General features: G+C 66.4%; 23 protein-coding genes. 12 read left to right on the plus strand and 11 right to left on the minus strand.

The window, feature by feature from the left end; all coding sequences use genetic code 11:
* Positions 1–26: 26 nt before the first annotated feature.
* Complete coding sequence (locus AC1MDG_RS16805) at positions 27–467, plus strand: SRPBCC family protein (protein WP_479805334.1); 441 nt, start codon at positions 27–29, stop codon at positions 465–467.
* 52 nt (positions 468–519) lie between these two features.
* Here the strand turns inward: AC1MDG_RS16805 and AC1MDG_RS16810 are convergent, their stop codons facing one another.
* The 5 genes from AC1MDG_RS16810 to AC1MDG_RS16830 all read right to left on the minus strand — a co-directional run bounded on the left by AC1MDG_RS16810 (position 520) and on the right by AC1MDG_RS16830 (position 4,466).
* Positions 520–1,407: a 3-hydroxyacyl-CoA dehydrogenase family protein gene (locus AC1MDG_RS16810; RefSeq protein ID WP_479805336.1), complete on the minus strand. Its 888-nt coding sequence runs from the start codon at positions 1,405–1,407 to the stop codon at positions 520–522.
* Positions 1,408–1,409: 2 nt separating this feature from the next.
* A complete protein-coding gene (locus tag AC1MDG_RS16815) occupies positions 1,410–2,258 on the minus strand; it encodes an enoyl-CoA hydratase/isomerase family protein (RefSeq protein WP_479805338.1) in 849 nt (282 codons plus the stop codon).
* Positions 2,258–3,487, minus strand: a complete 1,230-nt coding sequence (locus AC1MDG_RS16820; RefSeq protein WP_479805340.1) for a thiolase family protein — start codon at positions 3,485–3,487, stop codon at positions 2,258–2,260. Before AC1MDG_RS16820 ends, AC1MDG_RS16815 begins: the two co-directional genes overlap by 1 nt.
* 128 nt (positions 3,488–3,615) lie before the next feature.
* Positions 3,616–4,302 (minus strand): pentapeptide repeat-containing protein, encoded by a 687-nt coding sequence (locus AC1MDG_RS16825; RefSeq protein ID WP_479805342.1) that lies wholly within the window; start codon positions 4,300–4,302, stop codon positions 3,616–3,618.
* On the minus strand, positions 4,302–4,466 hold the full coding sequence (locus AC1MDG_RS16830) for a hypothetical protein (RefSeq protein ID WP_479805344.1): 165 nt from the start codon (positions 4,464–4,466) through the stop codon (positions 4,302–4,304). The genes AC1MDG_RS16825 and AC1MDG_RS16830 overlap by 1 nt, the downstream gene beginning before the upstream one ends.
* A 167-nt stretch (positions 4,467–4,633) precedes the next feature.
* On the opposite strand from AC1MDG_RS16830, the gene AC1MDG_RS16835 reads away from it, so the two are divergent.
* From AC1MDG_RS16835 to AC1MDG_RS16845, 3 genes are all read left to right on the plus strand, one after another.
* Positions 4,634–4,810, plus strand: coding sequence for a CsbD family protein (locus AC1MDG_RS16835; RefSeq protein ID WP_011693098.1), 177 nt, complete (start codon positions 4,634–4,636; stop codon positions 4,808–4,810).
* 124 nt (positions 4,811–4,934) lie between these two features.
* On the plus strand, positions 4,935–5,111 hold the full coding sequence (locus tag AC1MDG_RS16840; protein ID WP_479805346.1) for a hypothetical protein: 177 nt from the start codon (positions 4,935–4,937) through the stop codon (positions 5,109–5,111).
* Between the two features lie 9 nt (positions 5,112–5,120).
* Positions 5,121–5,669, plus strand: a complete 549-nt coding sequence (locus tag AC1MDG_RS16845) for a dienelactone hydrolase family protein (protein WP_479805348.1) — start codon at positions 5,121–5,123, stop codon at positions 5,667–5,669.
* Between the two features lie 181 nt (positions 5,670–5,850).
* Here AC1MDG_RS16845 and AC1MDG_RS16850 read toward each other — a convergent pair whose 3' ends face one another.
* From AC1MDG_RS16850 to AC1MDG_RS16870, 5 genes are all read right to left on the minus strand, one after another.
* Entirely contained in the window at positions 5,851–7,311 is a 1,461-nt protein-coding gene (locus tag AC1MDG_RS16850; RefSeq protein WP_479805350.1) for an amino acid permease, read from the minus strand.
* Positions 7,312–7,517: 206 nt separating this feature from the next.
* Entirely contained in the window at positions 7,518–7,835 is a 318-nt protein-coding gene (locus AC1MDG_RS16855; RefSeq protein ID WP_479805352.1) for a Rieske (2Fe-2S) protein, read from the minus strand.
* On the minus strand, positions 7,832–10,282 hold the full coding sequence (gene nirB / locus AC1MDG_RS16860) for a nitrite reductase large subunit NirB (RefSeq protein WP_479809125.1): 2,451 nt from the start codon (positions 10,280–10,282) through the stop codon (positions 7,832–7,834). Before nirB ends, AC1MDG_RS16855 begins: the two co-directional genes overlap by 4 nt.
* Positions 10,283–10,437: 155 nt before the next feature.
* Positions 10,438–10,785, minus strand: a complete 348-nt coding sequence (locus tag AC1MDG_RS16865) for a hypothetical protein (protein ID WP_043483598.1) — start codon at positions 10,783–10,785, stop codon at positions 10,438–10,440.
* Between the two features lie 193 nt (positions 10,786–10,978).
* Positions 10,979–12,688 carry an ABC-F family ATP-binding cassette domain-containing protein gene (locus tag AC1MDG_RS16870; RefSeq protein ID WP_479805354.1) on the minus strand — a complete coding sequence of 570 codons (1,710 nt, stop codon included), beginning with the start codon at positions 12,686–12,688 and terminating at the stop codon, positions 10,979–10,981.
* Between the two features lie 317 nt (positions 12,689–13,005).
* Between AC1MDG_RS16870 and AC1MDG_RS16875 the strand changes: the two genes are divergently transcribed.
* From AC1MDG_RS16875 to AC1MDG_RS16900, 6 genes are all read left to right on the plus strand, one after another.
* Entirely contained in the window at positions 13,006–14,256 is a 1,251-nt protein-coding gene (locus AC1MDG_RS16875) for an Nramp family divalent metal transporter (RefSeq protein WP_479805356.1), read from the plus strand.
* Between the two features lie 72 nt (positions 14,257–14,328).
* Positions 14,329–15,090, plus strand: a complete 762-nt coding sequence (locus AC1MDG_RS16880; RefSeq protein ID WP_479805358.1) for a CPBP family intramembrane glutamic endopeptidase — start codon at positions 14,329–14,331, stop codon at positions 15,088–15,090.
* 143 nt (positions 15,091–15,233) lie between these two features.
* A complete protein-coding gene (locus tag AC1MDG_RS16885) occupies positions 15,234–15,674 on the plus strand; it encodes a VOC family protein (RefSeq protein WP_479805360.1) in 441 nt (146 codons plus the stop codon).
* A 21-nt stretch (positions 15,675–15,695) separates the two neighbouring features.
* Positions 15,696–16,649, plus strand: a complete 954-nt coding sequence (locus AC1MDG_RS16890) for a 1,4-dihydroxy-2-naphthoyl-CoA synthase (RefSeq protein WP_479805362.1) — start codon at positions 15,696–15,698, stop codon at positions 16,647–16,649.
* A gap of 25 nt (positions 16,650–16,674) precedes the next feature.
* Positions 16,675–17,832 (plus strand): AMP-binding protein, encoded by a 1,158-nt coding sequence (locus AC1MDG_RS16895; protein WP_479805364.1) that lies wholly within the window; start codon positions 16,675–16,677, stop codon positions 17,830–17,832.
* 51 nt (positions 17,833–17,883) lie between these two features.
* The gene (locus AC1MDG_RS16900) at positions 17,884–18,765 is read left to right on the plus strand and encodes a 1,4-dihydroxy-2-naphthoate polyprenyltransferase (protein ID WP_479805366.1); all 882 of its coding nucleotides are present in this window, start codon (positions 17,884–17,886) and stop codon (positions 18,763–18,765) included.
* A gap of 10 nt (positions 18,766–18,775) precedes the next feature.
* On the opposite strand, the gene AC1MDG_RS16905 is transcribed toward AC1MDG_RS16900, so the two are convergent.
* A complete protein-coding gene (locus AC1MDG_RS16905; RefSeq protein WP_479809126.1) occupies positions 18,776–19,090 on the minus strand; it encodes a DUF4229 domain-containing protein in 315 nt (104 codons plus the stop codon).
* 60 nt (positions 19,091–19,150) lie between these two features.
* Between AC1MDG_RS16905 and AC1MDG_RS16910 the strand changes: the two genes are divergently transcribed.
* A complete protein-coding gene (locus AC1MDG_RS16910; RefSeq protein WP_479805368.1) occupies positions 19,151–19,615 on the plus strand; it encodes a PLDc N-terminal domain-containing protein in 465 nt (154 codons plus the stop codon).
* Positions 19,616–19,883: 268 nt separating this feature from the next.
* Positions 19,884–20,585, plus strand: coding sequence for a hypothetical protein (locus AC1MDG_RS16915; protein WP_479805370.1), 702 nt, complete (start codon positions 19,884–19,886; stop codon positions 20,583–20,585).
* Positions 20,586–20,596 lie beyond the last annotated feature (11 nt).

Consider the following 20,596-nt stretch of genomic DNA (forward strand, 5'->3'; position numbering starts at 1 on the left):
CTAGGGGCAGCGGCTAGGCTGTGGGGATGATCACAGTAGCGGGAACCGTCAGCTCTCCCCTCGGGGCAGAGGAAGCCTTCACCTACCTGTCAGCCTTCGAGCACACCGCGGAATGGGACCCCGGCACCCCCGTGGTGAAGAAGCTCTCCGATGGCCCCGTTGCCGTGGGCCACCGGTACCACGCCGAAGCGGAGTTCCGGGGCAAACGGCAGACGCTCATTTACGAGGTGGTGGAGCTGACCAAGAACCACATCAAGCTCCGGGGCGAAAACAAAACCGTCATATCCGAGGACTCCATCGACGTCTCCCCGGACGGCACCGGCTGCTCAGTGAAGTACACGGCGGAGTTCCAGCTCAAGGGCGCGCTCAAACTCATTGAACCGTTTATGAAGCCGGCGTTCACGTCGCTCCGGGACCCCGCAATGAACGGACTGAAGTCCGCCCTCGACGCGCGGGCTGGGCGTTAAGCCCGGGCGCTAAGCTCTCCGGGCGCTAAGCCCGGGCGCTAAGCAGCGGGCCCTACGCCGGCCAGTCGAAGAATCCCTTGCCGGTCTTGCGCCCCAGTTCGCCGCGGGCCACCTTTTCGCGCAGGATCTGCGGCGGCGCGAAGCGCTCCCCCAGGGTCGACTGCAGGTACTCCGCGATGCCCAGACGGACGTCCAGGCCCACAATGTCAGTGGTCCGCAGCGGACCGGTGGGGTGCTTGTAGCCCAGCACCATGGCGTTGTCGATGTCCTCGGCGGACGCGACGCCTTCCTCCACCATGCGCATCGCCTCCAGGGCAATGGCCACCCCCAGGCGCGAGGAGGCAAAGCCGGGAGCGTCATTGACGACGACGGCGGTCTTGCCGAGCGCCTCCACCCACCTTTTCGCTGCGGCGGCCAGGTCCGGTGACGTCTGCTCGCCGAGCACCACTTCGATGAGCGTGGACGCGGGAACCGGGTTGAAGAAGTGCAGGCCCAGGAAGTTTCCCGGGCGCTTGAGCTCGCGGGCAAGGCCGTTGACGGACAGCGAGGACGTGTTGGAGGCAAGGTAAGCGTCGTCGGAGAGTCGCTCCTCAATTCCGCGGAGGGAGGAGACCTTCAGGTCCCAGTCCTCGGGAACGGCCTCCACCACCAGCTGGCGGTCCTTGAAGTCGTCGTAGTCCACCGTCACGGAAAGCCGGGAGACCATTTCATCCAGGTTGCCGTCCGTGGCGCCGCGTTCGATGCTCTTGGCGGCTGCGGACTCCACGCGCTCCCGGGCCGCTTCGGCCGAAGCCTCGTCCCGCTCCACCACCAGGACGTTGGCACCGTTGATCAGGAAGGCGTGGGCGATGCCCGCCCCCATCCGGCCGCCGCCGAGAACTCCCACGGAGTGGGGAAGGCCGGCGCCGGGAAGGCCCGCCGGAAGTACGGAATTGCCCATGGTTACTTCGTCCCGTCTTGCTGGTTTGAATTCTTATCTGTGGGGTTGGCCGACTTCTTGACTGCTTTTTTATCCAAAAAGGTCTGCATCCTGTCGAACTTCGCCTGGGACTCGAAAAGGATCCCCTGCGCCAACTGATCGATCAGCGGGTGCGCCTCGGCCGGGGCATGGAACACGGACTTGGTGATCCGCACGGCCAGCGGATCCTGCCGTGCGATCCGGTCCGCGAGACTGTGCGCGCCGTCCATCAACACGGGGGCCTCGTGGATTTCGGTGATGAGGTTGACGGCGAGGGCCTGCTCGGCGCGCAGCACCAGGCCGGCCAGCAGGATCTGCTTGGCAACGGGTTCGCCCACCAGCTCCTTCAGCCGCCAGCTGGCGCCGGCCGCGGCCAGGATGCCCAGGCCGGTCTCGGGGTTGCCGATGCGGACGCTGGGCGTTCCGATCCGGAAGTCAGCTGCGTACGCCAGTTCCGCGCCGCCGCCCAGGCAGTAGCCGTCCAGGGCCGCAATCACGGGCATCGGCAGCTTCGCGATCCGGACGAAGATGGTGGAGTTGATGCCCTGCAGCGCGTCGTCCCGGCGCCGTTCGCGCAGCTGGGCAATGTCCGCGCCTGAGGCGAAGACGCCGTCAACGCCCGCGATGATGAGCACCTTGGGGTTCTGTTCCAGTGCGGCGCATACGATATGGAGCTCGTCCACCATCTGCTGGTCGATGGCGTTCCGGACCTCGGGGCGGTTCAGTTGCACCACCACCCGGTCCTCACGTTCCTCGACCAGGAGGGTGCGGAAGTCCGTGTTGGTCAGGTCAGGGGTGCCCAAGTGTCCGTTCGCGCTTTCCGGGGCCGCCATTACACGCGCTCCAGCAGCATCGCGGTGCCTTGGCCGACGCCGATGCACATGGTGGCGAGGCCCATTTTGGCGTCTTCGCGTTCCATCCGGCCCAGCAGGGTGATGGCGATCCGGGAGCCGCTGGAACCGAGCGGATGCCCCAAACTGATCGCGCCGCCGTCGCGGTTCACAATCTCCGGGTCCAGCCCGAGCCGGCGCATGCTGGCCAGCGACTGCGTGGCAAAGGCTTCGTTAAGTTCGACGGAGCCAAGGTCACCCACGCTGTAGCCGCTCCGGCCCAGCACTTTCTGGGTGGCGGGGACGGGGCCAATGCCCATGATTTCGGGTTCGCAGCCGGCCGAGGCGCCGTCAACGATGCGGGCCCGCGGCGTGAGGCCCAGCTTCTGGATGGCCGCTTCGGACGCCACGATGATGGCGGAGGCGCCGTCGTTCAGGGTGGAGGAGTTGCCGGCCGTGACGATCGAGCCGCCCTTGACCACGGGGCGGAGCCCGGAGAGCACGTCCATGGTGGTTCCGGCGCGGGGGCCTTCGTCGGTGTCCACCACTGTTTCGCCCTTGCGGGTCTTCACGGTCACCGGGACGATTTCGTCCTTGAACCGGCCGGCGGCGATGGCCGCGAGTGAGCGTTCGTGCGAACGGACCGCAAAGGCGTCCGCGTCTTCTCGGGAGATGCCGTCCACTCGGCCCACTTCCTCGGCGGTTTCCGGCATGGAGTAGGTCATTTTGCCGTCCCGGGAGAGCTCGCCCTTCTGGAACAGCGGGTTGGCGAACCGCCAGCCGATGGAGGTGTCGAAGATGGCGCCGGGCTTCGCGAAGGCCGTCTGTGGCTTTTCCTGCACCCAGGGCGCCCGGCTCATGGACTCAACGCCGCCGGCAATCACGATGTCCGCGGCTCCCGACTTGATCATGTGGCTGGCCATGATGATGGCGCTCAGGCCGGAGGCGCACAGGCGGTTGACCGTGATGCCGGAAATATGGAGCGGAAGCCCGGCCAGCAGGGTGGCCATGCGGGCCACATTTCGGTTTTCCTCGCCGGCGCCGTTGGCATTGCCGAGGATCACTTCGTCGATGGAATCGGGGTCAAGGCCTGCGCGGGAGACGGCCTCGCGGACCACGAGGGCGGCAAGGTCATCGGGACGGACAGCGGAGAGCGCGCCTCCGTAGCGGCCCACCGGTGTGCGGGCACCGCCCACTAAAAATGCCTGCGGTCCTGCTACTGCTGAGGCCATGGAAACACCCTTCACGCGATTAACGGCAATGTCATCTGCGGCGGCAAAAGCCTGGCGACTAATTTACCGACCGTTCGTTCTATAAAGATTACACTGCGGCCGCAAGGGGTCAACCAAGTTCCCGGTACTTACAGAACCGTGACGCCAAGGTGGGCTGCCAGCAGCGGGGCCAGCAGGGTCAGCTGATAGTCGTCGATCACCACGCCGGACAGGCTTCCGAGTCCGCTGATGGTGCGGAAGTCCGTGCCGCGGAGGTCGAAATCCTTGAGTTTGGCGCCGGCGAGGTCGAGCGTGCCGATGGTGCAGTTCTTCAGCGCCACCCGGGTTCCCGTCACCGACCCCAGGTCCAGCTCATTGATGATGCAGTCGCTGATCTGCACATCCGTCAGCCTGGAGCCGCGCAGGTTAACATAGTCCAGCTTCCCGCCGTCAATCCGCACCGACGTCCAGCCGCTCTCGTACAGCTCCGCCGAACCCCACCGGGGATTGGCGATCTCCACATCCCGCAACGTAGCCCGCGCCGCGGTCAGCACCGGGGCGTACATTTCGGCCAGGATGCAATCCCGGAACGTCGCGCCGCGCAGCTGCGTCTCGTTGAAGGAGACCCCTTCGAAGGCACACTCGGCGAAGTCCGTGCCGCTGAGCTCGAGGCCGTCTGCATCGGCGCGGCTGAACCTGAGGCCGTCATACCGTTCGCCCCGCTGGAAATCCGGTGCGGGCTCCTCGCTTATCTCTTCCAGCCTGACCGGGGAAAGACGGGGGGCCGTCACCTTGGGCGCTTTGGGTGCCCTGCCTGCCGCGCGACCGTCCACCATCAGAGGGACCCGGCCTTCGCAGCGATGTCCGCGCCCTCGCTGAGCATTTGGACGGACTCGATTCCGGCGAGGGTGGCGGCGGAGCCCGGGATGTCCGAGATCTCGGCCCATACCTTGCCCGGACTGGCACTGGCGTGATGCGTGAGCGTTGTCTTGTGGTCCATGCCACGAGCCTATCCGCGAGCGCCGACAAGCGTCACAGGCGACGCCACACAGGGATGCCCAAAGTGGCGAAAGCGCGCCCGCATCGGCGTCCTTGATTTAGTAAGCATGCTTTGTGTTAGGGTAAAAGTGCTTAGTTTTTAACCGGCAACGAAAGGTGGAATACACCATGGGTATCGGCGACAAAATTCAGAACGAAGCAGAGCACCTTGGCGGCAAGGCCAAGGAAGCGGCCGGCAACGCCACGGACAATGACCGTCTGCGCGCAGAGGGTCAGAAGGACCAGGTTGTTGCTGACGCCAAGAAAGTTGGCGAAAACGTGAAGGACGAGTTCAAAAGAGACTAAAGCATCCCGGGCGGGGGCCACGGCCACTGCCTAGGAAAAAAACGGCGGGCATTCCTTTGGGGGATGCCCGCCGTTTTTGTGAGATTCTCGGGTGGACAGCAACCGCCAACGGAAGGTCCGCACCATGACGATCATCGACCTGGGCGGTGCCGGAAGTAACGCGGCCACGCCCGCAGACACTGCCGGAACCGGCTCCCCCAACCTGCGCGGCTACCTGGCTGAACCCGCGGGACCGGGCCCGTTCCCCGCCGTCCTGATGATCCACGAAGCGTTCGGCCTCAACGACATTTCACGCCGCTAGGCCGACCGGTTGGCAGCCGCCGGCTACCTGACCCTGGCGGTGGACCTGTTCAGCAACGGCGGCATGCGGCGCTGCATAGTCTCCACCATGCGGTCGATGGCGTCCGGTTCCGGCCAGGCTTTCACGGACCTGGCCATCGCGCAGGCCTGGCTGGAGAACTCCGGCCGGACCAACGGCAAGATCGGCGTGATCGGCTTTTGCATGGGCGGCGGCTTCGCGCTGCTGCTCGCCAACAAAGGCTTCGACGCAGCGTCGGTCAACTACGGCCGGCTGCCCAAGGACCCGGAAGGAGCGCTGCGGGGCGCGTGCCCCATCGTGGGCAACTTCGGCAAGGCGGACCGCACGCTGGCCGGCGCTGCAGCGGAACTCGAAGCTGTGCTGGACACGCTGGGCGTCGAGCACGACATCAAGGAGTTCGACGGCGCCGGCCACGCCTTCATGAATGACGCCGAAGAGGGACCGCGGATTCTGCGCCCGCTCTTCCGGGTGATGGGCGTCAAGCCGGACCCGGAGGCGGCGGCGGAAGCATGGCAGCGGATCACTTCGCCCGTCACCTGAAGGATTAGCCAAGTAGCGCGAACGGACACTTGAGGCCCCAGGCCAGGGGCCTCAAGTGTCCGTTCGCGCTCCTCCTAAGGGCCCTAAGTGTCCGTTCGCGCTCCTCCCGGGGAAATTACGACGGCGGCGGCCACCTCGTGAGGTGACCGCCGCCGTCGTCGTACTGCTTGTGCGAAAAGCGTCAGCTGAAGAGCTCGCTCTTCGGTTCGTTGTTCCTGACCTTCTTCCAGCCGAGCCACAGCACCAGGACGAAGAACGGAATGGTGGCGAGGGTCCAGAGGCCGAGGTGGAAGACCTCACCGGTCTTGCTGGTCATGGTGTCGAAGCCGATCAGCACGGTGATGACCAGCAGGGCAACCAGGCCGGCCCAACTGCTCCAGGTTCCGCCGGGCGCGGGCAGGGAGGAAACCTTGCCCTTCGTCTTGCGCAGCGCGATCTGGCTGGCGAAGATGGCGCCCCACGTGAAGATCACGCCGATAGACGCGGAGTTGAGCGCGAGGTCGAAGGCGTGCGAGCCGCCCAGCCAGATGTTCAGCAGGATGCCGACGAGGTAGACGGCGCCGATGGCCAGGATGGCCGCGTAGGGCACGTGGCTCTTGGACATCCGGGTCAGCCACTCCGGGGCGTGCCCGTTGTTGGCCATGGTGCGGAAGATCCGGCCGATCGAATACAGGCCCGAGTTGCAGGAGGACAGCGCGGCGGTGATGACGATCATGTTCATGACGTCGCCCATCCAGCCCAAGCCCATCTGGCCAAAGACGGTGACGAACGGCGAGGTGCCTGCCACGTACTGGTCCGAGGGCAGCAACATGGCCAGCAGTGTCACCGAACCGACGTAGAACACCACGATGCGGAAGACCACGGCCCGGATCGCCTTGGGTACTTCCTTGGCAGGGTCCTGCATTTCGCCGGCCGTGATGCCGACGAGCTCAATCCCGTTGTAGGCGAAGATCACGGCGTTCAGGACCAGGATCATGACCAGGGCACCCTTGGGGAACATTCCGCCTTCGGCTGCGAAGAGGTTGTTGACCGAGGCATGGCCGTCGCCCACCTGGGCGTTGGTGACCACCATGAAGGTGCCCACGGCCAGGAAGATGAGGATGGCGCCGACCTTGAGGCAGGACGCCCAGAATTCGAATTCGCCGAACGCCTTGACGCTCATGAGGTTGACGCCCACGAGCAGCAGCAGGGCAGCGATGGCGGTCAGTTCAACCGGCACGTTGGGGAAGAAGAACTGGAAGTACAGTCCGATCGCGATGAGCTCGGCGATGCCCGTCATGGCCCAGTTGATGAAGTACATCCAGCCGGACACGTACGCGCCCTTTTTGCCGAACATTTCGCCGGCGTAGCTGACGAACGAGCCGGACGTCTGGCGGTACATGATGAGCTCGCCCAAGGCGCGCATCAGCAGGTAGGCGATGACGCCGGCAAGGGCATAGGAGAAAATCAGCGCAGGGCCGGTGGAGGCCAGGCGTCCGCCGGCACCCATGAAGAGGCCGACGCCGATGGCGCCGCCCATGGCGATCATGGTGACCTGGCGGCCGCTCAGGGACTTCTTGTAGCCCTCGGCACTGAGGGTGGAGTCGACGACGGCGGATTGCACCGTCGGGCTCTTAAGTTCTGTTGGGGTACTTTGTGGCACAACTGTTCCTTGTGGGTCGGGGTATGGCCGGCTCAGGAACGCAGAGCAATTCTCCGGATAATTCGGGTTTATCCCTCGTCTGGGCAATTATCCGGAGGAAAACTCGCAAGGCGTCGAAGTTCGCGCGGCCTCCCCAGTTTACAAGGCCCGCGGAACCGTCAGTGACGCAGACAACAGCAGCAAGGAGTTATGCCGAATAAATCCAGCTACCTCGCGGAGGTTCGCAGAATAATATTCTGATGGTTGTCCATTTGGACGTCGTAGCTGGTCAAAGGTTCGGCGCCGCTGGTGGAGCATCCGGTATCCAGCCTGAAGGCGTTCTGGTGCAGCGGGCACAGGACCACGTCCTGGTCGATGGTGCCGTCCGCGATCGGACCGCCCTTGTGCGGGCAGACGGCGGACAGCGCCCGCAGGGTGCCGTCGCGGAGCCGGAACACCGCCACCTGCTCGCCGTCGACGCCGAACGCCCGCCCCTCCCCGAAGGGAATCTGGCCGACGGGCCCGAGGTTGCGGCCGGCATTCATCGGACCGGCACCTGGGGAAGCACCGTGAGCGGCAGCGAGGTGCGGAACTGCCCGGGCGTGAGCGGATCATCGCGCTCGGTCCAGGGATCCACATAGCTGTCCACGGACGCCTGCATGGCGGCGTCCAGCCCGGCCGCGAGGCCCTCCGCATCCTCCACCACCACGGCACGGATGCGGTCAATGCCCACCCGTGGCACGAAGGAGTAGGTGCGTTCCAGCCAGTTGGCGTTTTCGCGGTAGTACTGCATGAACCGGCCTGAGAGCACCTTGACCTCTTCGGGGTCCTCGACGGTGGCCAGCAGGTCACCCTTGCGGATGTGGGCGCCGGCCGCTCCCCCGACGTAGATTTCCCAGCGGCCGCCTTCCACCGCCACCACGCCCACGTCCTTGACCAGCGACTCGGCGCAGTTCCGCGGGCAGCCCGAGACCGCCAGCTTCAGCTTGGCTGGCGCCTCGATGCCCTGGAACCGGGTTTCGATCTCGATGCCCAGCTTGGTGGAGTCGCCGGTGCCGTAGCGGCAGAAGTCCTTGCCCACGCAGGTTTTGACGGTGCGGAAGCTCTTTCCGTACGCATAGCCGGAGGGCATGTCCAGGTCCGCCCAGACCTGCGGCAGGTCCTCTTTGGGCACGCCCAGCAGGTCGATGCGCTGCCCGCCGGTCAGCTTGATCAGCGGAATGTTGTGCTTCTCGGCGACGTCGGCAATCCGGCGCAGCTGCTGCACCGACGTCACGCCGCCCTTCATCTGCGGCACCACGGAGAACGTGCCGTCGCGCTGGATGTTGGCATGCACACGGTCGTTGATGAACCGGGCGTCCCGCTCGTCGATGTACTGGTCCGCGAGCATCATCTTCATCAGCGAGGCGAGGCCCATTTTGGATTTCGCGTCCTCGGCACTGCCCGGCGCCAGTGCGGCGAACACCGAAGAGACCGAGCGGAGTCCCTGTTTGCGGATGGCCGCCATCAGCGAGGCCTTGTCCAGCGGAATTCCCGGCACGTAGTAGCTGGCGGCCGGGTCCTCCGCCACGGCGCCGTCGGCCGCCCATTCCACCACCTGCTTCACCAGCAGCTTGCAGGAACCGCAGCCCTTGCCTGCCCGGGTGGCGTCCATGGCTCCGGTCAGGGTGTTGCACCCGCCCTTGACCACATCCACGAGTGACTTCTTGCTGACGCCGTTGCAGTTGCAGACCTGGGCGTCGTCGTCGAGTTCGGCCACGCCCTGTTCCTCCGCAGGGCCGCCCAGGTCGAACATCAGCGAGATCCGCTCCTCCGGCAGGGGCAGCCCCTTGTCGAAGGCCTGGGTCAGGTAGGCCACCTTGCGGCTGTCGCCGAGCAGGGTGGCGCCCACCATCTTGTTGTCCCGGATGACGATGGATTTGAACACGCCGCGGCTGGGCTCGGAGAAGACGATATGTTCGTCCGTGTCCCGTTCCGGGCCCTGCAGGCCCATGGACGCGACCTCGACGCCGGCAACCTTGAGTTTCGTGGCGATCCGGGAACCCAGGTAGGCCGAGGACGTGTCAGTGCCGGTCACGTGGTCGGCGAGCACCACGGCCTGCTCCCACAGCGGGGCCACCAGTCCGTAGACCTCCCCGCGGTGCTGGACGCATTCGCCCACCGCGTAGATGTCGTCCTCGTCCCCCACCCGCAGCTGGTCATCCACCACGATGGCGCGTTCCACGTGCAGTCCGCTGAGCACGGCGAGGTCCACGTTGGGCCGGATTCCCGCGGCCACCACCACCATGTCGCAGCCGATGTCCGGCTGGTCCCGCAGCCGGACGCCGGTGACCTTGTCCGTCCCCAGGACCGCGGTGGTGCGGCTTCCGGTGTGCACCCGGATTCCCAGCGCCTCCACGCTCCGGCGGAGGATGGCCCCGCCGTCGGGCCCCATCTGGGCGTTCATGAGGTGCCCGCCGGAGTGGACCACGTCGACGTCGATACCGTGGCTTTGGAGCCCGCGCGCCGCTTCCAGCCCCAGCAGGCCGCCGCCGATCACCACCGCCCTGCGTTGCCTGTCCGAGGGGTGATCGTCGTGCTGTGCGTGCTGGACCATGTTGCGGGTGTCGTCGATGGTGCGGAACGTGAAGACCCCGGGCTTGATCGAACCGCTGGGCGTGTACAGGCCGTCCATCGGCGGCATGAACGACTGGCTGCCGGTGGCGATGATCAGCACGTCGTACGGCACCACGTGGCCGTTGTTCGCGAAGACGTACTTGGTGAAGCGGTCGATCCGTTCCACCCGGACCCCGGCGTGCAGCGTGATGTTGTTGTCCTGGTACCAGTGCAGGGCGTTCAGGAAGATGTCCGCGTCGCTTTCCTCGCCGGAGAGGACGTGGCTGAGCATGATCCGGTTGTAGTTTCCGTACGGTTCGTCGCCGAACATGGTGATGGTGAACTGCTCGGCGCCGCCGCGGGCCAGGATCTCCTCCACTGCCCGGGCGCCGGCCATGCCGTTGCCGATCACCACCAGACGGCGGCGGGCGTCCTGCCTGCCCTGCCGCGCCTGGTGTTTGGGCTGGAGCCTGCCCTTTCCGAGGGGCCCCGGCAGGGTGGGCCGGGTCTTATCCTGGGTCTTGTGCTGGGTCTTGTCTGCGACAGTGGTCATCAGTGTTCCACCATGCCCAGGTCGACCACCAGGTAGCCTGTGACGCCGTCGGCCGCCAGGAGGAATACCTCGATCACGGAGCCGCCCTCGATGTCCTCCACCACCCGCAGCGGCACGTGGACGTCGCTCTTGGCGCCGATGGGGAAATACCGCATGGGCACGCCGTCGCGCATCAGGACGGCGGTGATCAGCTCGGAACTGGAGTTGCCGCCCCGGAAGTAGAGGGTCTGGTTGATGATTCCGTCCGGAACGAAGTGCGCGAGCTCCCGGTGGATGGGAACGGGCTTCTCAAGTCCGGCTCCCTGAAAGGGGAAGACGCCCTGCAGGAAAAGGTTTTTGGTGATCACGGGACGGATCCTTTCGGCCGGCTGGGTAGGCCCGGCGGCGGAGCGCGCGGGTGCTACTTGAGCGTGGGAATCACTGACTCCCTTCCATCCTGCTCCGCTGATGTTTCGGCCCGGCGCGCGGGGAGTAACGATCCTTTAACGCAAACCTCACCGTTTTTCCGGCCGTCCTGCGGACCCTGCAGGTGCCCCGGAGCTACACCAGCGCACCGTCCCGCATGGTGTACCGCAGCCAGTTCCCTGCCCCTGCGCCGGCACCCGATCCCGTGCCCTCACGTGCGGCGCATTTGCTGAACCACTCCCCCAGTGCGCGGTCGTGGCTCACCATGACCAGGGTTCCGCCGAAGTCCGCCAGTGCCGCCTCCAGCTGTTCCACCAGTACGGGCGCCAGGTGGTTGGTGGGTTCATCAACAAGCATCGTGCCGAAGCCGCCCAGCAGGAGCCGGGCCAGGGCAAGCCGGCGCTGTTGACCGGCGGACAGGCTGCCTACGGGCACATGGAATTCGGTGGTCCGGAAGAGGCCCAGCCGCAGCAGGGCCTCGGCATGTTCGTCGATGTTGCCGCCCAGGCCGGACACGAAGGCCGGAAGAAGCCGCTGCCCGGGGCGGAGCGGCGGCTCCAGTTCCTGTCGCAGATAACCGATCCTGCCGTGCCGCACCACCGTGCCCGCGTCCGGTTCCAGTGTCCCCGCAAGGACGGACAGCAGCGTGGATTTCCCGGCGCCGTTGGGCCCTGTGATCAGGATCTTGCGGCCGGCTTCCACCCGGAAATCCGTCCGTTCCAGGCGCCCGCGGACCACCACGCCGCAGGCTTCCAAGGCAATGCCGGTGCCGGCACCGTCGGCGCCGCCCGCACCGGGGTCAGCTCCTTCACCGATGCCGGACGCCCCGGCTGGCTGGAGGTCCGCCGCCAGTTTCAAAGGAACGGGCGGACGGTCCACCGGGTTGGCTTCGAGCCGGCGCAGCCGCTCCTGGGCGTTGCGGACCTTGCTGCTGGCCGCCTGCTGCCAGGTGCCGGCCTTGAAGTCGAAGCCCATTTTGTCGTCGTCGCGCCGGCGGGCGTAGCCCATCTTGCCGGCCACGGTGTCCGCTTGAAGGCGTTCGGCGGCCATCGCATCCAGCCAGCCGCGGTATTGCTGCACCCAGCGTTCACGCTCGGCCGCCTTCTCCCGCAGGTACCCCTCGTAGCCGTTCCCGTAGCGGTGGACGGCGCACCGTTCGGCGTCCACTTCGACGATGGAGGAGGCCACCGTTCGCAGCAGCGCCCGGTCGTGGGAAACCACGACGACGGTCCACCGGTGGGCGGCCAGCCGCGCCTCAAGCCACACCGTGCCGCTGGCGTCCAGATGGTTGGTGGGCTCGTCCAGGAGGAGGATGTCCGCAGGATCGGCCAGCACGCAGGCCAGCGCCACCCGGTGCTGCTCGCCGCCGGAGAGCGAACCCAGCGTCCGCTGCCGGTCCAGCCCGCCCAGGCCCAGGCGGTCCAGCGCCGCCTCCACCCGCGACTCCGCGGCGTAGCCTTCCCGGAGCTGGTATTCGGTCTGCAGGTTGCCGTAGCGGTCCAGCTGCTCCTCATCGGCATCCGCCAGTCCGGCTTCCAGCCGGTCCAGCTCGGCTTCGAGGGCGCGGAGTGATGCCAGTGCGTCGTCGACGGCGTTGCCTACGGTGAACGTCACCGGCAGCCCGGTGGTCTGGGCAAGGTAGCCGACGCGGCCGTGGCTGACCGCGGTGCCCTCGTCCGGCGCCTCGAGCCCGGCCAGGATCCGCAGCAGGGTTGATTTTCCGGCGCCGTTCTCGCCGACCACGGCCACGTGCTCGCCGGCGCCGATGGCGAGGTGGACGGCGTTAAAGAGTTGGCGGTCACCGTAGCCATGGGTGACGCCGGCCAGGGAAAGATGTTCAGTCAAGGGAAGTCCTCGCGGGTCCGAAGTGTGGCGCCGGAGACTCTGCCGAACGGGGGTCGGTGGTCTCTGCGGGGCCTTGGTACCGGTGCACAGCCCGGCCGTGCTGCTGCACAGCGTGCCGGCGCTGCTTCTTAGGACGTCATCCGTCCAGCCTGCCCGGCCGGGCCCCCAACGTCAAGCGCCGCCGTGGGACGGCCGGTGTCCGGCGGGAGTCCACCCCAAATGCGTGCGGAAGGTAGCAGCGCCGAAACTCTACTTTTCGGTATGCCTAAATTAAGCTATTCTCGTCCTATCAGCACCCCCGATGACGAGGAACAACGATGGCTATCTCCACCCTCCCGGTAAAACCGGCCAGCGGCAGGAAATGGTCGCGCCTACTGCTTATGGGGCCGGCGTTCGTCGCCGCCATCGCCTATGTGGATCCGGGAAATGTCGCCGCCAACCTGACCGCCGGTGCAAACTACGGATATCTGCTCGTCTGGGTCCTTGTTGCTGCGAACGCGATGGCCGTCCTGGTCCAGTACCAGTCCGCCAAGCTTGGGCTGGCGACGGGCATGAGCCTTCCGGAAATTCTGGGTAAGCGCCTGGGCACCCGGCGTCGGAGGCTGTACTGGGTTCAGGCGGAAGTCGTGGCCGGGGCCACGGACATGGCGGAAGTCATCGGCGGCGCGGTGGCGCTGAACCTGCTTTTTGGGCTTCCCCTGCTGGCCGGCGGCGTCATCATCGGCCTGGCATCCATGCTGCTGCTGGCGTTGCAGTCCTCCAAGGGCCAGAAGTCTTTCGAATACGCCATCCTGGTCCTTCTGGGGATCATCGCGGTGGGATTCGTCTCCGGGCTCTTTGTTAATCCGCCGGATGCCGGAAGCGCCATGGGCGGCCTCGTCCCGCGCTTTGAGGGAACGGACACGGTCCTGCTGGCCGCCAGCATGCTCGGGGCAACGGTCATGCCGCACGCCATCTACCTGCACTCCGCCCTCGCCCGGGACAGGCATGGCTTCTCCGAGGATCCGGCAGAGCGGACGCGGCTGATCCGGGCCACCCGGTTCGATGTTGCGTGCGCCCTGATGCTGGCCGGCGTCGTGAACATCGCCATGCTCCTGCTGGCCGCTTCCAGCCTGCGCGGCATCGAGGGAACCGACACCATCGCCGGCGCGCATGCCGCAGTCACCTCGGCGCTGGGCCCGGTCATCGGCGTTGTGTTCGCCATCGGGCTGCTCGCATCGGGCCTTGCCTCCACCTCCGTGGGCTGCTACGCCGGCGCCACCATCATGGGCGGACTGCTGAAGGTCAAGGTGCCGCTGCTCACCCGCCGCATGATCACCTTGATCCCTGCCCTGGTCATTCTGGGTGCCGGCATCGAACCGACCCTCGCCCTGGTCCTCAGCCAGGTACTCCTCAGCTTCGGCATACCGTTCGCCCTGATCCCGCTCATTCGGCTCACGGGCAAACGCGATGTCATGGGCATCCACACGGACTCGACGGCACTCAAGGTCGCCGGATGGACCAGCGCGACGCTGATCGTCGGCCTGAACTGCGTCCTCATCGCCCTGACCATCACAGGGCAGTCCTGACGTAGATCCCGTCTCACCGCCGCGTGTTTTCGGGCGGCCTCCCTGCGCCTGATGCACCGCTAGGCTGGACGCATGGGAACAGCCGTCCGCAATTCCCCGGCGCCACAGCCGGAGCTCTACCGTTTCTCCGCGCTCGACTACACCACGGTGGGGCTCTACGTGGCCGTCGCCGCGCTCTTCGCCGTTGCGGGTCCGCTGCTGCAGCCGCTGCTGCTCCAGCTGTCCCCGGACCCCACCATTGCCGTGTACTCGGTCAACCTGCTGTTCTACGGCGGCGTGGGCGTACTGGCCCTCGCCGCCGCCCGCCGGGTTGCCTCCCGCGACCTGCGAGTGCTGGCCACGAGGCCCTGGTTCACGCTGATCATGATCCCGGTGGCAGTGGTGGCCATGCTGATCCTGACAGCCATCCTGGTGGCCCTCACCGGCCCCGTGCAGGGCTCGGCCAACCAGGCCAATGTGCAGGCCCTCGTGCAACAGGTTCCGCCGTGGCTGATCGTGCCCCTGCTGGTGATCGTGGGCCCGTTCGTGGAGGAGTACATCTTCCGCCACCTGCTGATCGGCAAGCTGAGCCGGCGCGTCAACATCTGGGTGTGCTGTGTCCTGTCCACCTTCCTCTTCGCGGCACTGCACATCGTGGGCCAGGAAACACTGACCCTGCCGGTGCTGATGCCGTACCTCGCCATGGGCGCCACCCTGGTGTTTGTCTACGTGTGGACCGGGAAGAACCTGATGTTCTCCTACTTTGTCCACGCCGCCAAGAACCTGTTGGCCGTGGTGTTCATCTACGCCATCCCGCCCGAACTGATGGAACAGCTGCAGCAGGTCCAGCCCTGACCCGGGCGGCGTCCTGATGGGGCGTCGAGGTGGCAGATCACCGCAGTTCCGGGCGGAAACACTGCCGTTAAATGCCCACTCGCGCGCATGCGCAGGTCCGCGGGCCCCTTCCGGCGGGGACGCCGGCGTCGTAGTTTTGAGTAATGGGACTCAACATTCAGATAGCAATCGACTGCAGGAATCCGCATGAGCTGGCCGACTGGTGGGCCGAAACCCTGGACTGGGCGGTGGAGCCGCAGGACGAAGCGTTCATCCGGTCCATGATCGAGCAGGGGTTCGCCACCGAAGCCGAGACCACCACCCATCACGGCAAGCTGGTCTGGCAGGCCGGCGCGGCGATCCGCCCGGCGGAAGAAATCGACGCCAAGGCACCCGCGCGCCGCATGCTCTTCCAGACCGCACCGGAGGAAAAGACCGTCAAGAACCGCGTGCACTGGGACGTCCGCCTTGAGGGCAAGGACAAGGACGTGGCCCGCCAGGAGCTCGAAGCGCGGGGTGCAACGTTCCTCTGGAGCGCCAACCAGGGCCCGCACTCCTGGCACACCATGGCGGACCCGGAAGGCAACGAGTTCTGCATCAGCTGAGGCGATTACTAGACTCGGTCTGTGAGCAACGTATTCCCAGCCAAGGTATCCGACGTCTTTGACCCCTCGCGGTGGCGCACCGTGGCCGGCTTCGACGACTTCCAGGACATGACGTACCACCGGCAGGTGGAGCGGGATTCGGACGGCGCCGTGCTGCGGGACCTCCCCACCGTCCGCATTGCCTTCAACCGCCCGGAGGTCCGGAACGCCTTCCGCCCCGGCACCGTGGACGAGCTCTACCGTGCCATGGACCACGCCCGCATGACCCCCAACGTGGCCACCGTGCTCCTCACCGGAAACGGGCCCTCGGCCAAGGACGGCGGGCACTCGTTCTGCTCCGGCGGGGACCAGCGGATCCGCGGACGTGACGGCTACAGGTACGCAGAGGGTGAAACCAAGGAGACCATCGACCCCGCCCGCGCGGGCCGGCTCCACATCCTGGAAGTCCAGCGGCTGATGCGCACCATGCCCAAGGTGGTCATCGCCGTCGTGAACGGCTGGGCTGCCGGCGGCGGTCACTCGCTGCACGTGGTCTCCGACCTCACCATCGCCTCGCGCCAGCACGGCAAGTTCAAACAGACGGACGCCACGGTGGGAAGTTTCGACGCCGGCTACGGCTCCGCGCTGCTGGCCCGCCAGATCGGCCAGAAGGCCGCGCGTGAGATCTTCTTCCTGGCCCGCGAATACTCGGCCGAGGACATGGTGCGGATGGGCGCCGTGAACGAGGCCGTGGACCACGACCGGCTCGAGGACGTGGCGCTGGAGTATGCGGCGGACATCGCCCGGCAGTCGCCGCAGGCCATCCGGATGCTCAAGTTCGCCTTCAACCTGGCCGACGACGGCCTGGCCGGCCAGCAGGTGTTCGCGGGGGAAGCCACCCGGCTGGCGTACATGACGGACGAAGCCGTGGAGGGCAAGGAAGCCTTCCTGGAGAAACGCGATCCCGACTGGTCGCAGTTTCCTTACTACTTCTAAGCCCGACCTACCCCGAAGGCAGCCTGTGACTTCCCAGCCCCCGAACATCGAACCCGCGCTGAAAGCGCTGGCGGACGCCCTCCACGGTGAGGGACCCGCCGTCGAACTTTCCGCCGACGCCGACGGGAACATCGTGGTCTCCGCTGTGGAAACGCCGGGCTACGAGGATGCCGCCGTGGTGGTGCGAACCTCCGGTTCAACGGGCACGCCCAAGGCGACGGTCCTCACGGTGGAGGCCCTGGCGGCGTCCTCCGTGGCCACCGCCTTCGCGCTCAAGGGGGAGGGCCAGTGGCTGCTCGCCCTCCCCCTCCAGTACGTGGCCGGCGTCCAGGTCCTGGTGCGTTCTCTGTTCGCCGGAACCCGCCCGTGGGCCATGGACCTCTCCGACGGGTTCACTCCGGAGGCGTTCACCGCGGCAGCCCAGGAGCTCACGGACAAGATCCGCTTCACCTCACTGGTTCCCACCCAGCTGCAGCGGCTGCTGGACTCGCCCTCGGCCGAAACGCTCGCCGTTCTGCGCCGGTTCAATGGCATCCTGCTCGGCGGCGGCCCCGCGTCACCCGAATTACTTGCGGCAGCCCGCGACGCCGGCGCCCGCGTGATCACCACCTACGGCTCCGCGGAAACCTGCGGCGGCTGCGTGTACGACGGCTTCCCGCTCGGAGACGTGCTGGCCCGGGTGGACGGGGACGGCAGAATCCTGCTGGGCGGAGCAACGCTTGCCGCGGGCTACCTCGACGAACCCGCCCTCACTGCCGATGCGTTCTTCGAGGAGGACGGCGTCCGCTGGTACCGCACCAGCGACCTCGGCTCCATTGACGCCACCGGGAAGCTCACTGTGCTGGGCAGGGCCGACGACGTCATCATCACCGGAGGCGTGAAGGTTTCCGCCACGCACGTGCAGGCAGAGTTGGAAAAGCTCGACGGCGTGCGCGCGGCTTTTGTTGCCGGCGTACCGTCAGCGGAGTGGGGCCAGGCCGTGGCGGCTTACCTTGCCGTGGAGGACGACTCCCCCGCCGGCGTCGAAGACTTCACCGAAAAGCGGCACGACGCCCTGGGCGTTTTGGGTCCGCTGGCGCCGAAAACCGTCCTCGCAGCCGGCGAACTGATGAGGCTGCCCAACGGCAAACCGGACCGGCTGGGCATGACTGTTCTGCTGGACGCCCGGCATCAGGGAAAATAGAGAAGCTCTTCCCAAGCTGAACCGAACAACGAACCAATCGGAGTACTTACCGTGGCTACAGCCGCACAATGGATCCAAGGCGCCCGCCCGCGCACTCTTCCGGCTGCCATCGCGCCGGTCCTGATCGGCACCGCCGCTGCCTTCGACCTGGACGCCTTCAAGCCGCTCAACGCCGTCCTGGCCGCGCTGGTGGCGCTGCTGCTCCAGGTCGGGGTGAACTACGCGAACGACTACTCGGACGGCATCCGCGGCACCGACGAGGACCGCGTGGGCCCGCTCCGCCTGGTGGGCTCCGGCGCCGCCAAGCCGGAAATGGTGAAGCGCGCGGCGTTCACGGCATTTGGCGTGGCCATGCTGTTCGGCCTGGTCCTGGTGCTCATCACGCAGGCGTGGTGGCTGATCCTGGTGGGTCTGGGCTGCGTCCTGGCCGCCTGGGGATACACCGGCGGCAAGAACCCCTATGGCTACATGGGCCTGGGGGACGTGTTTGTGTTTGTGTTCTTCGGCTTGGTAGCCACCCTGGGCACCACCTACACGCAGGCGGGACAGATCAGCCTGCCAGCCGTCGTCGGCGCGATCGGCACCGGCTTGATTGCATGCGCACTCCTGATGGCCAACAACGTCCGGGATATCCCCACGGACATGCAGGCGGGCAAGAAGACACTGGCCGTGCGGCTGGGCGACAAGCACGCCCGCGAGAGCTACGTTTTGATGCTTGCCGTCGCCATCCTGCTGGTGATCGTCCTGGCACCGGGACGCCCGTGGATGCTCATTGTGCTGCTGCTGATCCCCGCCAGCCTGATGCCGTCATGGCTGATGATCAACGGCCGCAAGCGCAAGAGCCTGATCCCCGTCCTGAAGCAGACGGGCCTGATCAATTTGGGCTACAGCGTGCTGTTCTCCCTGGGCCTTGTGCTCAGCCACGGCCTGTAAGCGGAACGGCTCAGGCTTCCTTGCGGGGAGCTTCCGTGCGGGGAATTTCGGAGCGGACGGTGATGTCCGGGTTGGCGTCCACCAGGGTGTCCTCGGCGTCCGCGTCTTCAACCTCACCGGCGCTGCGGATGGGCTTGGCCCGGCCGGAGAACCGTTCATGCAGGGTGGCGGTAGCGGCGTCGCGCTGCTTCTGGAAGAACAGGTAGCTGATGGCGAAAGCGATCAGGCCGGCGCACACTGCGGAGAGCAGCATGCCGAGCTGGAGGAAGCTGAACAGTACGAACAGCGGCACAAAGAGTGCCAGACGGATCAGGGAGTATCTCATAAAGGCCACAGTCCAAGTTTAGCCGTCCGGCACCGGCGTACCTGACGGTAGACTGGTGGTATGCCCCGTGTACTGGTCGCCGTTGCCGTTCTTGCCATATATGTCTATGGCATCGTGGACGTGATCCGGACTGACAAGCACCTCACCAGGGGCATCTCCAAGACGGCCTGGATCGTCGTTGTGGTTGTCCTTCCCGTTGTGGGTGCGGCACTGTGGTTCATCATCGGACGGCCGCGGGGCAACCGTCCCGCCCCGCAGACCTACAGCCACACCACGGCACCGGATGATGACCCCGATTTCCTGCGCAACCTCGAACTCCGCCGGCGCAACCAGGCTGAAGCGGACCGCCTCAAGAAGCTCAAGGACGAGCTGCAGGCCAAGGAACGCAAGGTCAACGGCGGCACGTCCGGCGCGGGCGGCGCAGAGGGCAACGGTAAGCCGAACGGCGGCCGCCGTGGCGAGACCCACCCCGAGGAATCACACCACCCCGAGACCGACTCGCACGGCACGGACGAGGTCAAGTAAGGCCTGGGAGCACCCCTCCACCCGTCGGCCCGCTCTGCCATCGCCCCGGCACGCGGCACGTCACCCGTTTGCCGGTTTTGGCCGCTCTGGCCCGTACTAAGCGGCCAATTGTGGCAAGAGGCGGCGTCCGAGAGGTGCCCGTTCCCGCCCGCTCCGCCCGCATCCGGCGTGCCCCGCCCCACGCCCGTCGCCCGGCACTTCTCCTCCACATCAGCACCAGACTGTGGATAAGCCGAATGCCCTCATTCCGCCGGGACACAATGCTCCTATGCGCCCTCCACCCCAGCTCCCCGAGGCTCTCCGACACCGGCCCTTCACGCTGGAGCAGGCCCGGTCAGCGGGACTCACCAGGCGTCGTCTTCGAGCCCGCGACCTAGCGAGGCCGTGCACCGGGGCACGGATTTCAGCGCCGGCTGAGGACACACTGCTGCTCCGCGCCTCCGCCCTGGGCGCGGTCACGGGGGCCGTGGTGAGCCATCTTTCCGCGGCGGCCCTGTGGGGATTTCCGCTTCCGCTGGAGTGGCCAGGCATTGAACTCATCCATTTGACCTTTCCCCTCGGTCAGCGGGCGGTCCGGCGGAAGGGTGTGGTGGGCCACCAACTGGACCTGGCACCCGGCGAGATCACAGCCGGCCGGCACCTCCGGTGCACCTCTCCCCTGCGGACCTGGTTCGACCTTGCCGGCATTCTTAGCCCCGATGACCTGGTGAGCGCCGGAGATTTCCTCATCCGGCGGAGGGATCCGCTGTCCTCGCTTGCTGAGCTGGACATCTTCCTGGCGGGCAAGGCCGGCAGGCCAGGCTACCGCAGCGCCATGCGGGCCCGTGCCCTGTTGCGGGCCAACACAGACTCAGCCAAGGAGACGGAAGTAAGGCTGCTGCTGTGCCGCCACGGCCTTCCCGAGCCCGCCATCAACGTACCCATGTTTGATGAAATGGGCCGCTGGATCCAGGACCCGGACATGTCCTAAGAGCGCGAGAA

Source organism: Arthrobacter sp. AIWTK1 (genome assembly GCF_056680535.1).